Genomic DNA, 14,931 nt, shown 5'->3' with positions numbered 1-14,931 from the left:
GTGCAATCGTCTACTGCCAAGCGCCGTTTATTGCCCCAACCTCTGGTCAGCCTTGTACTGGTGGCCGTCTGGTTGATTCTCAATCAGAGCATTGAGCCTGGCCCAATTCTGGTAGCGCTGCTACTGGGCTGGTTTTTACCTTGGGCCACGCAAACCTTTTGGTTGTTTCCAGTAAAAATTCGCAATTGGTGGCTCTTGGTGCGCTACGCGTTTACGGTTTTGTGGGATATTACCTTGTCCAACATCGTTATCGTGCCCCTGCTCCTGGGTCCCACCAAAAAATTGCAGCCCGCTTTTTTTGAGTTACCCCTGGACATCGACAACCCCATTGCCATTACGGTGCTGGCCAATACCGTTACCCTAACTCCGGGAACCGTCAGCGCGGATATAGCTCTGGATCGGTCGTGCCTATTGATTCATGGCCTACACGTACCGGACATAGACGCCGCTATTGCTCACATCAAACAGCGCTACGAACAGCCGCTGCGGGAGATCTTTTAATATGTTAGAGATCGTCGTGCCACTTTCCCTGGTTATTTACGCGCTGTCTGCGCTTCTGACTATTTTACGGATGGCGCTCGGACCAGATATTCCCGACCGGATTCTTACCTTGGATGCGTTGTACGTAAATGCCATCGCACTGATTATTTTGTTTGGCGTTTACTTGGGTTCCACCGCTTTTTTTGAAGCCGCTCTGCTCATTGCCATGATGGGTTTTGTAGGCACAACCGCTGTATGCAAGTACCTTTTGCGCGGCAACATTATTGAGTAACTGGAGTCAGCTATGAATATTTGGGTGGAACTGGTTATTTCGTTTTTTTTGCTGGGCGGAGCTTTGTTCGCTCTGGTGGGCTCAATCGGCTTAATACGGCTACCGGATTTTTTCAGCCGCGTGCACGCGCCCACTACCGGAACCACCTTGGGCGTAGGTGGCACTATTATCGGATCGGTCATTTTTTTCAACGTGACGGGACACTTTCTCAGCCTGCACGAGCTGCTGATTTCCATGTTTTTGTTCATCACCGCGCCGGTAAGCGGCCACATGATGGCCAAGGTGGCTATTCATCTTAAGGTCAAGCTGGCACCCGGCACTCGGGGTAAGCCTTGGAGCAGTGAATAACCGCATGCTTGAACGGTTTTTAACAGCCGATTAGAAAGCCAAACCCGCTTGGAAGGCCAGCCCCCATTCGTCGCCATTGCTGCTTTTCGCCACCGCCAAGTCTAAGTGACCGTGACGGCCGCCCAGCCCGAAGCCCAGAGAAGGCAGGGTCTCACCATCCACGGTGTTGTAGCGCAGTCCCGCTCGCAGCGCCGTATTCCGCCAGGCAAACCACTCAGCGCCAAGGCCAAGATATTGTTTATCAGGGTCAAAACCCAGAGGTTCGTTGCGGGTAACATCCAGATCCGCGGTTAAATTTACATTCCTGTTGCGGTAACCGATACCCATGCGCGCGATGGGACGAAGTGGAATAGGTTCACCATCAACCGTCGCGAAATCACGGGGAATCAAGTTGCGTACCACTAGCCCGATATGTACTTGATCGCTGGGGCCGTAGACCATACCCATGTCCATGTTAAAACGGCGATGGGACAACCGGTATTCATCTTCCCGATAAGCACTTAGAGAAAATTCGTCCACCGGCTGAGAAAAACTTATGGTGGTAAAATCCACATATTTGAAGTTAATGCCCAGATGGATCAGTCCCGGTAATGCCTCGCCTCCGTTAAAACTCCGCGCCACACTGATTGCCTGCTCGGTCACTTCCGCACCACGGCTGTCAATGGTGGACTGAAAGCCGTCCGGCAATGGTTCCCTCAGGTATTCCTGAACATTTCGGTCAGATGCTACGCCCAGTTGGACATCTGACCGCAGCTCAGGAAAGTTCACGTATCGATTTAAGTCCCAAATAGCGTCCACTAACGGATCCGCGCGGTCTATCACTTCCTCAAGGGTGAATCGAGTCCGGCCTTCGGTGCTCTCTCGCAGCTCAATCACTTCATCCAACAGATTGGCAAAACTTTCCACGGTGTTGGCCAGACGATCAATGGCCGCATTGTCAGCGTCCGCGACGTTTACCATACTGCCCAACACGGCAAATTCACGCACATAGCCGCCAATTGACCAATGAGTGGTGGGATAGGAAAAAGACCAACCGTAAGAGGCACTGACACGCAATGGCTTATTGGAGAGACCATTGATATCCGCTTGGGCGGCGCGGATTCGCCCGGTTGCTGCGCGTAGCTCGTCGCCACTGGCAAACTCGGTCGGGGCTAAATTGAGATCAATATCCAGCAGCTCGTCCAGCGTCATACCTTCGTAGCGAGTTCTGAATTGATCAGCGGTATCCAGAAAATTATCCCGATCCAGAAGTCGCGCGCCCGCATAGGTGTGCATATGAAAACGGGTTTGGCGTTTTGGATCTGTGTCGATCAGCAGGGCGGGGTTAAACAAGCTGGCGTTGTGGGAGCGGGCCATGACCACACCGGTACTGCCCATGGACATGGAGCGGGCGTCAAAGGACAAGAAGGACACAGCCCAGCTCTGGCTGGCGAGAGTGCTCAGACTAAGAAAACCTACAACTAGCGTAAAAACGCGCATGACAAACTTCTCTGCAGATCCGCCACTCGCGCCGCTACTAGCGTCCCGCGACTGCGGCAGACCATTCCTAAAATGTGATCTACGGCGAATCGGCCTTTAATGACACCGAATTCACCTTTTAAGCATAGCACAGCTCTATGGCTCAAAATGGGATGCACATTGCAAGGAAGGTAACGCGAACGAGTGAGTACAACGCTTAACCAGATAGGAACTAATAACTAGGGGCTAGGAGCCAGCAGCATCTTTTTTCCGGGACTTGATTGTCTCCCGCCGCTCACGGAAGAAACTCGTCAACTGCTGGCGGCATTGCTGCGCGAGGACGCCGCTAGTGACGCTCAAGCGGTGATTGTAGAAGTCCTGCTCCAACAACCGGCTTTGACTTTCCACCACTCCAGCTTTGGGTTCCGTCGTGCCATAAATCAGGCGCTCTACCCGAGCGTGAATCATAGCGCCCACACACATGGTGCAAGGCTCCAATGTCACATAGAGGCTGCTTCCCGGCAGCCGGTAATTATTCAGTCGGCTAGCCGCTTGGCGCAGGGCAATAATTTCCGCATGAGCCGTGGGATCGGAGCAGCCGATGGGTTGGTTCCAGCCTTCACCCAGCACTTCACCGTCCCGCACCAAAACGGCGCCCACGGGTACTTCTCCCTGCTCACGACCCTGCTCCGCCAGCGCCAAAGCGCGGCGCATCCAATAATCGTCCTGCTCGGTATGGACCATCGTATCGACCATCAGGGCATCATCTCCCCATCGCCTGAGTCAGGCCCCAGATATCGGAAACGCGGCACACTCTCGCCTTCCAGGGTGACTTGCTCGGTAAACATACTCAGAGGCCTAACCCAGAGGTCGTAGTCGCCGTACAGGCAACGGTAAACCACCATCGCCTCGCCCGACTCGCTGTGCGTGGCAACGCCCAGTACTTGATATTCGTTGCCCTTGTAATGGCGATAGCGCCCTTCTTGTACCATTAGGGTGTTTCTCCTGAATAGATGGGCAGATCAGTCAATAACGCCTGAGGCTCTTAGCTGGACAAGCGTCTCCTCATCCACGCCCAGAACCTCATGCAGTATTTCATTGGTATGGCTACCCAGGCCTGGACCGGGCCAGTCGGTCCGGCCCGGGGTATCGGCGAGGCGCGGCAATATGGCCGGAATCTTCAACGGCTTTCCGTCAATCTCCACCTGCTCGAACAGGCCGCGCTCGTTGAAGTGCGGGTCGGCCAACATATCGGCCACGTTATAGATAGGCCCCGAGGGTACCCGCGCCTCTTCCAGCAGCGCCAGTATCTCGTCTGAATCACGGCTACTGCACCACGTCGCCAAGGCTGTATCTATGGTCTCTTGATGCTCCACCCGACCGCTGTTGCTGGCCATGCGCGGATCGCTTGCCATCTCGGGATAGCCCGCCACGTCCATCAACCGCTTGAAGATGGAGTCCCCATTCCCACCGATGACCACGTACTTGCCGTTGCGACACCGGTAGGTGTTGGTGGGCACAATGCCGGTGACCGTCGTGCCTGAGGGCTCGCGTACCACGCCGGCGCCATCGAACTCGGGGACCACGGCTTCCATTAGGTTGAACATGGACTCGTACAGCGCCACATCCACCACCTGGCCATTCCGTTCGCCGTGCCGCTCGCGCTCAAACAGCGCCAAGGCAATCCCCAAAGCAGCGTGCAAGCCGGCAATGGTGTCACCAATACTCAGGTTGGGGCGAACAGGTGCCTGACCGGGAAAGCCATTCACATAGCGAAATCCGCTCATGCCCTCACACACGGAAGCGAAGCCCGGCTTTTTGGCGTAGGGCCCGGTCTGGCCGTAACCGGAAATGCGGGCGTACACCAGCCCCGGATTGGTTTGCTTAACGGCGTCTGGCCCGAGCCCCCACTCCTCCATCACGCCGGGGCGGAAGTTTTCAATTAATACATCGGCACTGTCAATCAACTGGCGCGCCAGGGCCCTTCCTTCGGGTTGCTTCAAATCCAGAGTGACGCTTTTCTTGTTGCGCCCCAGGCTTCGCCACCACAGGGAAGTACCGTCTTCCACCACCCGCCAGCCCCGAAGCGGATCACCTGAGCCGGGCGGCTCGAGCTTAATCACCTCGGCCCCGAAGTAGGCCAGCATACAGCCGGCAAAAGGCCCGGCGATCAACTGCCCTACTTCGATAACGCGTACCCCTTCCAGGGGGCGCCGGGCGGATTGCGGGGATTGGTCTGTCATGGGTGCTTGCTCATTCGGTGCGTATTATCTTTCTGTTCATGGCGGCACACTAGGGCTCCAGCCGATCGATGGCCCAGTTGCCCTCGGCTTGCAAAGTGTACTGGTAGCGGTCGTGCAAACGGTGAGCGCCGCCCTGCCAGAACTCCACCTGGTGAGGCCGGACGCGAAAACCGCCCCAAAACTCCGGCGGTGGCACATCCTCCTGATCGAAACGCTCCTCGGTGGCTTTATAGCGCTCCAACAGTTCAGCCCGCGACGCGATGGCCCGACTTTGACGTGAGGCCCAGGCCGCAATCTGGCTCTCCCGTGGGCGGCGACGAAAATAGTCCGCCACCTCATCCCGATCCAGTGGCTGTACCACGCCGCATACGCTCACCTGCCGCTCCAGGACGTGCCAGGGAAAGTGCAGGCTGACTTTCGGGTTTGAGTGAAGCTCCAGGCCTTTTCGGCTGCGCAAATTGGTATAAAACACAAAGCCGCGTTTATCCAAACCTTTGAGCAAAACGATGCGCTGGGACGGCTGCCCGTCTTGCGCCACAGTCGCCAGCACCATGGCGGTGGGATCCGGAATTTGCGCTTCCAGCGCCTGCGCCATCCATAGCTCAAACTGAGCTATGGGGTCCGCACTCAAATCCGTTAACTGCAAACCGCCGCGAAGGTACTCGCGTCGCAAATCTTTCAGATCGTAGTTCATATTGAATCCTAACTGAGGGTCAAAGCGATGACATCCGCTATACTACTGTTAGCCTGAGATTATTTCATCTGGAGGGACGCCCAGACCGAGGCTGATTCGCGATCAGCCCACTTATTTTCGTCTCAAGTAACGCTTAAGTGGTATCACTAAGCCGTCACGAGGCCCTAGTCACCTGCAGTTTGGCCACTCAACATGACCACAAAAGACACAATTCTGGGAATATTATTAGCGGGCGGGCAAGCCCGGCGTATGGGGGGCGGCGACAAGTGCCTATTACCTCTGGCCGGCAAGACCTTGCTGCAACGCACCATTGACCGGGCCCAGCCCCAGGTTGACCAATTGCTGTTAAGCGCCAACGGTAGCAGCCTGCGCTTCGCCCGTAGCCGCTTGACGGTGTTGCCGGATGAGAAACCCGATTTTCCCGGCCCCCTGGCGGGAATACAAACCGGCCTAAGCTGGTTACACGCCCACCGACCGGACTGTCAGTGGCTGGCCAGCTTTGCCAGCGATACGCCATTCTTTCCTTCCGACTTGGTCGATCACTTATTGAGGGCAACCCAGGAAAGTGGCGCCAACCTGGCCGTAGCCAGCTCAGAAGGACGCCTGCATCCCACCTTTGCTCTCTGGCATCGCTCCTTGCTTGATCCGGTGAGCAAGGCGCTCACAGGCGATGTCAGCCCGCGTCTGCAGGAGTGGGTGCGTCAACAAGAGTGTGTGGAAGTGGATTTTCCCTCCGTCCGCTACGATGCTTTTTTCAATATTAATCATCCCCAGGACCTGTACCAGGCGGAAACGCTGCTGCCTTTTCTGGAAGAAAGCAATTAATCCATGGCCAAAAAGCACATGCAATTACACGCCATTTCCACTAGAATATGCCGCCTTCGCGCCGGGACTGGCTAATGCTTCAGCTCACCTCTTGAGCGCGCTATAACAACACATCAAAAATTCGCCGGTTATCGCGACTTGGCCCAGTGCCCGTCCTACGTTGGTAAAACGCCCTTCGGCGTTCGCTAACGGGAATTTACCGAGTAAACATTAAGCGCCCCGCCGGGGGCACCGTTGCACGCAACGGTGCCCCCGGCGACGGACTGCTTTTACCCAATGGAAAGAGAATTATGCTTTCATCGATCCAACAAAACTGGTTTTCCAATAAGAAAGGCGACGTGCTCGCCGGCATCGTGGTAGCGCTGGCCCTAATTCCCGAGGCCATCGCGTTTTCCATTATCGCCGGCGTAGACCCTAAAGTAGGGCTCTACGCTTCGTTTTGTATCGCCACCATTACCGCCTTCGTAGGCGGACGACCAGGGATGATCTCCGCCGCTACTGGCGCCATGGCCCTGTTGATGGTCACATTGGTGCGCGACCACGGTTTGGAATATCTGTTAGCGGCCACCCTGTTGACGGGGGTTCTGCAAATGCTGGCAGGTGTCTTCAAGCTAGGGGTCTTGATGCGCTTTGTATCACGCTCGGTGGTAACCGGCTTTGTGAACGCGCTGGCGATACTGATCTTTCTTGCCCAACTGCCGGAGATCACCGGAGAAAACGCCACTTCACTGGTCTTCATCATGCTCGCTGGCGGCCTGGCCATTATTTACCTTTTCCCCTACATAACCAAAGCCGTGCCTTCGCCCCTGGTGTGTATTGTGGTGCTGACCGGCATCGCCATGTACCTGGGTATGGACATCCGCACCGTGGGCGATATGGGCGAGCTGCCCGACAGCCTGCCTGTGTTCCTGTGGCCCGATGTGCCTTTGAATTTTGAGACCCTGCGAATTATTTTCCCTTACTCTCTAACTCTGGCGGTAGTAGGTCTGCTGGAATCCATGATGACCGCCACCATTGTGGATGACCTGACCGATACACCCAGTAACAAGAACCGCGAATGCGTCGGCCAGGGTGTTGCCAACGTTGGTTCGGGCCTGCTCGGCGGCATGGCCGGTTGTGCCATGATTGGCCAATCGGTCATCAATATTAAATCCGGCGGACGGACTCGACTGTCCACCTTGGTCGCCGGGGTTGTATTGCTGGTAATGGTGGTCTTTTTGGATCAATGGGTAGCGGCCATACCCATGGCGGCTTTGGTGGCTGTAATGATCATGGTATCCATCGGGACCTTCAGTTGGTCATCAGTGACGAATCTGCGCCACAACCCCAAAAGCTCCAGTATCGTCATGGTCTCAACGGTCGCGGTGGTGGTGGCCACGCACAACTTGGCCTATGGCGTGTTGGTGGGCGTACTGTTAAGCGCACTATTCTTTGCGCGCAAAGTGGGCGATATTCTCTACGTGGGCTCTGAACTCTCTGAAGACGGTGAGCAGCGTCGCTACACCGTAGTGGGCCAGGTTTTCTTTACATCCGCGGACCAGTTCATCGACGCCTTTGACTTCAAAGAGGCCATCGATAACGTTACCATCGACTTAAGCCGCGCTCACTTTTGGGACATTACGGCTGTCAGCTCCCTGGATAAAGTGGTACTGAAGTTCCGCCGGGAAGGTACTGATGTGGAATTGGTCGGCCTGAACGAAGCCAGCGCCACTCTGGTGGACCGCTTTGCGGTGCACGATAAACCCGATGCCGTTGAACGGCTGATGGGCCACTAATAAGAGAGAGCGATTATGCATAACAAAGTCATAGCCTGCATCGACGATTCCCAGTACTCCGAATCCGTGTGCGACTACGCCGCCTGGTCGGCCCAGCGCATGGACGCCCCCCTGAGCCTGATTCATGTGCTCGGCGACACCAAAGCGGACAAGAAACAAAACCTAAGCGGCACCATCGGTCTGGGCTCGCAAGAAGCCCTCCTGGAAGAGCTGGCGAGCCTTGACGAGCAACGCGCCAAGCTGGCAAAAGAACAGGGCCGTCTAATGTTAAGCGCGGCGAAAGAACGGGTTCAAGAAAAAGGCATTGCCGAGGTCGAGACGCGTCAGCGACACGGCGAGCTGGTGAGCACACTGGCTGACCTGGAAACCGAAACTCGCATGTTAGTAGTGGGCAAGCGTGGAGCAGACACCGCATCCGCCCATGGCCACATCGGCACTCACCTGGAACAAATTATTCGCACCCTGCACCGCCCTATACTTATTGCCCAACAAAGCTTCGAACCGCCCAAGGCGATCATGATGGCTTTTGACGGCAGCGCCACCACCCGCAAAGGCGTGGAAATGGTCGCAGCCAGCCCGCTCTTTCGCGGTATTCCCTGTCACCTGGTGATGGTGGGTGCGGATTTGGCCACCTCACGGGAGCAATTGAATTGGGCGCAAAAGAAGCTGACCGACGCCGGTTTTGACGCGCCCGCCAGTATTATTGCCGGCGATCCGGAAACCGTTCTGGTGGAGTATCAGGAAAATAATCAGATTGATCTTTTGATCATGGGTGCCTACGGTCATTCACGGATACGGCACCTCATCGTGGGCAGTACCACCACGGCTATGATCAGCCGAACTCGTATTTCGCTTATGGTGTTAAGGTAACGCAAAGGGTATCGGAGGAGTAAAAGGAATGATGAATACTATTGCCCGGGTGTGGCGACCCTTGTGCTTGCTTCAGTTTGCCGTGATGCTGGTAATTTATACTTATCTAAGTTTGACCAGCACTCCGGGCGACTATGTGCCCGTGTACAACGACAAACTTATGCATTTCACGGGCTATTTGGTAGCAGGGCTTTCCATAACCTTCGCATTCCCAAACATGCCCGTCTGGCAACGCTGGTTGATACTGGTGGCCTACTCCACCGGTATTGAAGTCGCTCAGCATTTTATGCCGCCGCGTACGTTTAGCTGGCTGGATATTTTGGCGAACATGGCGGGCGCCGCCAGTGGACTGGCGTTGTTTGAATGTGCGCGTAAACTCGCTCCGCGTTGGAGTCGGATGCTGTTGCAAAGCCCCTAGTTTGAACGAGCGGCTCTCCTGGAAAGAATAAAAAACACTTAAGCTATTCTATTAAGGCACTCTTTCTTAGCAGTGGAGGTTGGGTTTGGCGATCTACCTCCGGGACACGCCGTGACTAATCGTCAGGAAAGACGATTAGCACAGCCGCAGGCTGCCCGTAGGGCTAGGCACATGGATGTGCCTAGTGAATCATCCCTGTAGGCTTGGATGCGGCATCCCTGCCGCATACAGTCCCGAAGGTAGCTCCCCAAACCCTTACGGGACGTTTGGGTGCCACTAAGTGTACCCAACTCCCTTATTTCCCGAAACTTTCTGAATGGCACCGCGGAGAGTGGGGTAGGGACTTCCGGACTGTCACCGACAGGAAGTCGGTGCCAAGCCCCTATGGATGGGTCCACGGCGTGTCCGGGAGTCCCTACCCCACTCGTAGCACTCGACCAAAGCGCCAAAAAATACAAAGTGAGCCATCTTGCTGGCTCTCTATAGAGCTTTGTATTGATGAGGTTGGGTGCCACTAAGCCTTACCCAATCTGCCTTAGTGTCAGCTGTGTTGTTCAGAGGCGTCCGAAGCTGTTCCGTGATTGGATCTCCACTTTCGTGGAGATGACGGTATAGAGATCCGCGTACCCCTGCGCAAAAGCACGTCACTCTCGACTTCGTATGGGACAGGAATCCATTTCGGTGCGCAGAACCACACCCAACTCCCTTATTTCCAGAAACTTTCAGGATGGCACCGCGGAGAGTGGGGCAGGCATTCCCGGACTGTATGCGGCAGGGATGCCGCATCCAAGCCTACACGGAAGTATTCACGGCGTGTCCGGGTGTGCCTGCCCCACTCGGAGCACTCGACCAAAGACCCAGGGCTACACTTGAAAGTCAGACATTTCCAGGGAACTGAGAATGGCTGCAAAATGCGGTTGGGTATGCTCTTCGGGCTTCAGAGCTCTCAACGAATGGTGGAGGCTGGGTTTGGTCATTTGCCTCCGTGCATCACTCGACTAAAGCACCAATAAAAAAGGCCAGCATATGCTGGCCTTTTTTATGAGCGATTACTGATCAGAGCAACAAACGACGCACGTCGCTGATCACTGAAGACAAATAGGTAAAGAATCGGCCGGCATCAGCACCATTGATGGCGCGATGATCGTAGGACAAAGAGATCGGCAGCATATTGCGCGGCACAAACTCACTGCCATTCCACACCGGTTTCATCTGTGCACGGGACACCCCGAGAATACCCACTTCCGGCGTATTCACGATAGGCGTGAAGCCACTGCCGCCCATTGCACCCAAGCTGGAAATGGTAAAGCACCCGCCCTGCATATCCAGAGCCGTCAGCTTGCCATCGCGAGCTTTCTTGGCCATGGCGTTAATCTCGTCAGTTAACTCCCACAAGCCTTTTTTGTCCACATCGCGAATCACCGGCACCATCAAGCCGTTGGGCGTATCTACAGCAATACCAATGTGAATGTATTTCTTGTGTACCAACTGCTCGCCATCGTGGTGCAGAGACACATTGAAACTGGGCTCTGCGGCCAAGGCAGCGGCACAAGCTTTAAGCAGGAACGGCAGAGGCGTTAGCTTACTACCCCGCTTTTCCGCTTCCGCTTTCAGGCCTTTGCGGAAAGCTTCCATCTCAGTAATGTCCACATCGTCCCACTGAGTGACGTGCGGAACATTCAGCCAGCTGCGAGTCATGTTATCGGCGGTGAGCTTTTTGATTTTGCTCATCTTCACCGTTTCGATTTCACCGAACTTGGCGAAATCCACGGCGGGCGGACGAGGAATTGCGCCACCACCGGCGGGAGCCGCTCCGGACTGAGAAGCCGTAACAATATTTTTCACGTAATCACGTACATCGTCTTTACTGACGCGTCCACGCGGGCCGGACCCTTTAACCTTGGCAAGATCCACACCCAGCTGACGACCCAGACGGCGTACCGCTGGTCCGGCGTAAACATCGCCGGAGTTAATCACTTCAGAGCTGGCACCAGCGGCTGTAGCGGGAGATCCACTGTCGCTCGCCGGTTTCTCGGGCGCTGCTTCCGATTTGGCTTCAGAGCTAGCGGACTCGCTCTTAGCGGGAGCGGGGGCAGCTTGGCTGGGCTGCTCACTACTTCCACCAGCGGTTTTCATTTTACCGATCAGGTCGCCTTGCGACACCTTATCGCCTTCTTTAAGCGCGATGCTGGTGATAGTGCCACTGGCCGGTGCTGGAATTTCCATGGAGGCTTTATCGGTTTCCAGCACGATGAGGGAATCTCCCTCGGACACTTCATCGCCCACGGAGACAGCCACTTCGATCACTTCAACGCCTTCGGAACCACCGATGTCCGGAACCGGAACGTCAATTTCCTGGCTGCCAGAGCTGGCCGAGGATTTTTGTTCTGCAGCGGCGGGTTTTTCTTCGGCTTTTTGCTCGGTTTTTTGCTCGCTTTCTGGTTCGGCTTTCTCATCGCTGGCAGAAGCTTCACCGGCGGTTTCAACTTCCACAATCGCGGAACCTTCGGAAACCTTATCACCCTCTTTCACTTTCACAGCGGTCACTTTACCCGCCAAGGTGCTAGGGATGTCCATGGAAGCCTTATCGGTTTCCAGAACAATCAGGGTATCTTCCACGTCAATGGTATCGCCCACGGACACACTAATTTCTATCACTTCGACATCGTCGGAGCCGCCAATGTCTGGGACTTTGATGGTTTCAATGGCCACAGTAAATCCTCACTCGTATTCTTGGTGTTCGACCCTGAACCCGGGCCCGAAGCCCGGGGGCGTTTCAATTTATACAGTCAAGGGGTCGGCCTTGTCCGGATCAATACCAAACTGCTTGATGGCTTTGCTCACCACGTCGGGTTTTACTTTACCCTGATCGGCAAGCGCCTTGAGTGAAGCGACCACCACAAAATGGCGATCAACTTCAAAGAAGTGGCGCAACTTCTCACGGCTATCGCTACGACCAAAGCCATCAGTTCCCAACACGTAATAGTCGCTGGGGATGTAGGCGCGCAGCTGTTCCGCGTAGTTTTTCATGTAATCGGTAGCGATAACGACCGGGCCGTCCTTACCTTCCAGCTGTTCTGTAATGTAAGGCTTGCGCGGTGTTTCCGTGGGATGCAGCAGATTCCAGCGGGTGGCGCGCTGACCGTCGCGAGTCAGTTCGTTGATGCTGGTCATGCTCCACACATCGGCTTCAACGCTGAAGTCTTTGCGCAGTATTTCGGCGGCGGCACGCACTTCCTGCAAAATGGTGCCTGAGCCCATCAGCTGAACGCGGTTTTTCTTTTTGCCCGTGCCTTTTTCCAGCTGATACATACCTTTGATAATGCCCTCTTCCGCACCTTTGGGCATGTCGGGGTGAACGTAGTTTTCGTTCATCAAAGTGATGTAGTAGTAGCAGTTTTCTTTGTCCTGATACATACGCTTCAGGCCATCCTGAACAATCACCGCCACTTCGTAAGAGTAGGTGGGGTCATAGCTGCGGCAGTTGGGGATGGTGTTCGCCAAAATATGGCTGTGACCGTCCTGGTGCTGCAGGCCTTCACCGTTCAGTGTGGTGCGCCCGGCGGTACCACCCAGCAGGAAGCCACGCGCCTGAGCATCGCCCGCCAACCAAGCCAAATCGCCAATGCGCTGGAAGCCGAACATGGAGTAGTAAATGTAGAACGGCAGCAACGGCGTATGGTGATTGCTGTAAGAGGTTGCAGCGGCTACCCACGCAGACATGGAGCCAGCTTCGTTGATGCCCTCCTCCAGAATTTGACCTTTTTTGTCCTCTTTGTAGTACATGACCTGGCCAGCATCCTGCGGGGTGTACTTCTGGCCTTCGGCAGAGTAAATACCGATTTGACGGAACATGCCTTCCATACCAAAGGTGCGCGCCTCATCGGGCACAATCGGAACAACTCTGTTCCCGATCTTCTTGTCCTTGATCAGCGTGTTCAGCACCCGGACAAAAGCCATAGTAGTGGAGATGGTCCGATCACCGGTACCTTCCAGCTGCTTGGAAAAAGCTTCTAGTGATGGAATTTCCAGGGCGTCGAAGTCGGCCTTACGCGCGGGCAGATAACCGTTCAGCTGCTTACGACGCTCCTGCAGATACTGCATTTCGGCGCTGTCTTCGGCTGGGCGGTAGTAAGGTATCTTTTCGAGATCTTTATCTTCAATGGGGATGTTGAAGCGATCGCGGAAAGTTTTCAGAGCGTCCACGTCAAGCTTTTTCACTTGGTGCGCGTTGTTGACCGCCTCACCAGTGGGGCCCATACCGTAACCTTTGACCGTCTGCGCCAGAATAACTGTGGGCTGGCCTTTGGTGTTAACGGCATTGTGGTAGGCGTTGTAAACCTTGTGCGAATCGTGACCACCGCGCGCCAAGCGCAGGATCTCGTCATCGCTCATGTCTTTGACCAGCTCCAGCAGCTCCGGGTACTTACCGAAGAAGTGCTCGCGGGTGTAGGCACCGCCGTTGGCTTTGTAGTTTTGCATCTCGCCATCGAGGACTTCGTCCATGCGCTTTTGCAGCAAACCGGTGGTGTCTTTTTCGAGCAATTTATCCCAGCCACCGCCCCAGAGAACTTTGACTACGTTCCAGCCGGCACCGCGGAATACACCTTCCAATTCCTGCACGATTTTAGCGTTGCCGCGCACCGGACCGTCCAGGCGCTGAAGGTTACAGTTGATGACGAAAATCAGGTTGTCCAGTTTTTCACGGCCAGCGAGGGCAATAGCACCCAGGCTTTCCGGCTCATCACACTCACCGTCGCCAAGGAAAGCCCAAATTTTACGGTCACCAATGTTCGTCAATTCACGCTGATGCATATAGCGCATCACATGAGCTTGATAAATGGCGGTAATGGGGCCCAGACCCATGGAAACTGTGGGGAATTGCCAATAGTCCGGCATCAACCAGGGGTGGGGGTAGGAAGACAGGCCTTTGCCATCCACTTCGCGGCGGAAGTTGTCCAACTGGTCTTCGGTCAAACGACCTTCAACAAATGAACGCGCGTACATACCGGGCGAACTATGACCTTGGAAGTACACCAAATCGCCCGGTGTATCGCCATCGTTACCGCGGAAAAAGTGGTTAAAGCCCACTTCGTAAAGTGTCGCTGCCGAAGAAAAAGACGCGATATGGCCACCGAGTTCGTCAGCGCTCTTGTTGGCGCGCACAACCATGGCGATGGCATTCCAGCGAATGATTGAGCGAATCTTTCTCTCAATATAATCATCGCCTGGGCTTTGAACTTCTTTCGATACCGGAATGGTATTGCGATACGGAGTGGTAATTGCGGAGGGCTGATCAATACCGAGATCGGCCGCCGATTCCGACAATTGCTTTAGCAGAAACGTTGCGCGCTCTTTGCCAACATGGCGAACAACGGAGTCCAGGGCATCCAGCCATTCTCGGGTTTCGAGGGCGTCGATATCTTCTTGCATTAAATTCTCCTCAGCCGTGCACACGTTGGCACATATAATCGATACAACCTAATCATCAGGAAATAGAAATCGGGGGCGTTGCGCTACCACAAAAG

Annotated in this window: 14 protein-coding genes; 7 read left to right on the top strand and 7 right to left on the bottom strand. The window is 55.0% G+C overall.

Annotated elements, in window-relative coordinates:
* The 3 genes from RBH33_RS01570 to RBH33_RS01560 are packed head-to-tail and all read left to right on the top strand — an operon-like array spanning position 1 to position 1,120.
* A complete protein-coding gene (locus RBH33_RS01570) occupies positions 1 to 501 on the top strand; it encodes a Na+/H+ antiporter subunit E (RefSeq protein ID WP_306730365.1) in 501 nt (166 codons plus the stop codon).
* A 1-nt stretch (position 502) separates the two neighbouring features.
* Positions 503 to 772 (top strand): K+/H+ antiporter subunit F, encoded by a 270-nt coding sequence (locus RBH33_RS01565; RefSeq protein ID WP_306730364.1) that lies wholly within the window; start codon positions 503 to 505, stop codon positions 770 to 772.
* Positions 773 to 784: 12 nt separating this feature from the next.
* Complete coding sequence (locus RBH33_RS01560) at positions 785 to 1,120, top strand: Na+/H+ antiporter subunit G (protein WP_306730363.1); 336 nt, start codon at positions 785 to 787, stop codon at positions 1,118 to 1,120.
* 30 nt (positions 1,121 to 1,150) lie between these two features.
* Here the strand turns inward: RBH33_RS01560 and traF are convergent, their stop codons facing one another.
* The 5 genes from traF to pdxH form a co-directional block, all read right to left on the bottom strand.
* A complete protein-coding gene (traF, locus tag RBH33_RS01555; RefSeq protein ID WP_306730362.1) occupies positions 1,151 to 2,599 on the bottom strand; it encodes a conjugal transfer protein TraF in 1,449 nt (482 codons plus the stop codon).
* Between the two features lie 225 nt (positions 2,600 to 2,824).
* Positions 2,825 to 3,334 (bottom strand): tRNA adenosine(34) deaminase TadA, encoded by a 510-nt coding sequence (gene tadA / locus RBH33_RS01550; protein WP_306730361.1) that lies wholly within the window; start codon positions 3,332 to 3,334, stop codon positions 2,825 to 2,827.
* Positions 3,334 to 3,570 (bottom strand): DUF1653 domain-containing protein, encoded by a 237-nt coding sequence (locus RBH33_RS01545; protein WP_306730360.1) that lies wholly within the window; start codon positions 3,568 to 3,570, stop codon positions 3,334 to 3,336. The genes tadA and RBH33_RS01545 overlap by 1 nt, the downstream gene beginning before the upstream one ends.
* Before the next feature lie 30 nt (positions 3,571 to 3,600).
* Complete coding sequence (locus tag RBH33_RS01540) at positions 3,601 to 4,821, bottom strand: CaiB/BaiF CoA transferase family protein (protein ID WP_306730359.1); 1,221 nt, start codon at positions 4,819 to 4,821, stop codon at positions 3,601 to 3,603.
* Positions 4,822 to 4,870: 49 nt separating this feature from the next.
* A complete protein-coding gene (pdxH, locus tag RBH33_RS01535) occupies positions 4,871 to 5,515 on the bottom strand; it encodes a pyridoxamine 5'-phosphate oxidase (protein ID WP_306730358.1) in 645 nt (214 codons plus the stop codon).
* 192 nt (positions 5,516 to 5,707) lie between these two features.
* Between pdxH and mobA the strand changes: the two genes are divergently transcribed.
* The 4 genes from mobA to RBH33_RS01515 all read left to right on the top strand — a co-directional run bounded on the left by mobA (position 5,708) and on the right by RBH33_RS01515 (position 9,403).
* On the top strand, positions 5,708 to 6,340 hold the full coding sequence (gene mobA, locus RBH33_RS01530) for a molybdenum cofactor guanylyltransferase MobA (protein WP_306730357.1): 633 nt from the start codon (positions 5,708 to 5,710) through the stop codon (positions 6,338 to 6,340).
* 290 nt (positions 6,341 to 6,630) lie between these two features.
* Entirely contained in the window at positions 6,631 to 8,115 is a 1,485-nt protein-coding gene (locus RBH33_RS01525; RefSeq protein ID WP_306730356.1) for a SulP family inorganic anion transporter, read from the top strand.
* Positions 8,116 to 8,130: 15 nt separating this feature from the next.
* Positions 8,131 to 8,985 carry a universal stress protein gene (locus RBH33_RS01520; protein WP_306730355.1) on the top strand — a complete coding sequence of 285 codons (855 nt, stop codon included), beginning with the start codon at positions 8,131 to 8,133 and terminating at the stop codon, positions 8,983 to 8,985.
* Between the two features lie 28 nt (positions 8,986 to 9,013).
* Positions 9,014 to 9,403, top strand: coding sequence for a VanZ family protein (locus RBH33_RS01515; protein WP_306730354.1), 390 nt, complete (start codon positions 9,014 to 9,016; stop codon positions 9,401 to 9,403).
* Between the two features lie 1,056 nt (positions 9,404 to 10,459).
* On the opposite strand, the gene aceF is transcribed toward RBH33_RS01515, so the two are convergent.
* Positions 10,460 to 12,115: a dihydrolipoyllysine-residue acetyltransferase gene (aceF, locus tag RBH33_RS01510; RefSeq protein ID WP_306730353.1), complete on the bottom strand. Its 1,656-nt coding sequence runs from the start codon at positions 12,113 to 12,115 to the stop codon at positions 10,460 to 10,462.
* A 69-nt stretch (positions 12,116 to 12,184) separates the two neighbouring features.
* Positions 12,185 to 14,836: a pyruvate dehydrogenase (acetyl-transferring), homodimeric type gene (aceE, locus tag RBH33_RS01505; RefSeq protein WP_306730352.1), complete on the bottom strand. Its 2,652-nt coding sequence runs from the start codon at positions 14,834 to 14,836 to the stop codon at positions 12,185 to 12,187.
* Positions 14,837 to 14,931: the final 95 nt, after the last annotated feature.

The sequence above is a fragment of the Marinimicrobium hydrolyticum genome (assembly GCF_030848505.1).
In the GTDB taxonomy this organism is placed as follows: domain Bacteria; phylum Pseudomonadota; class Gammaproteobacteria; order Pseudomonadales; family Cellvibrionaceae; genus JAVDDU01.
The sequence above is the reverse complement of the archived record's forward strand: the minus strand, read 5'-3'. Positions and strand labels throughout refer to the sequence as shown.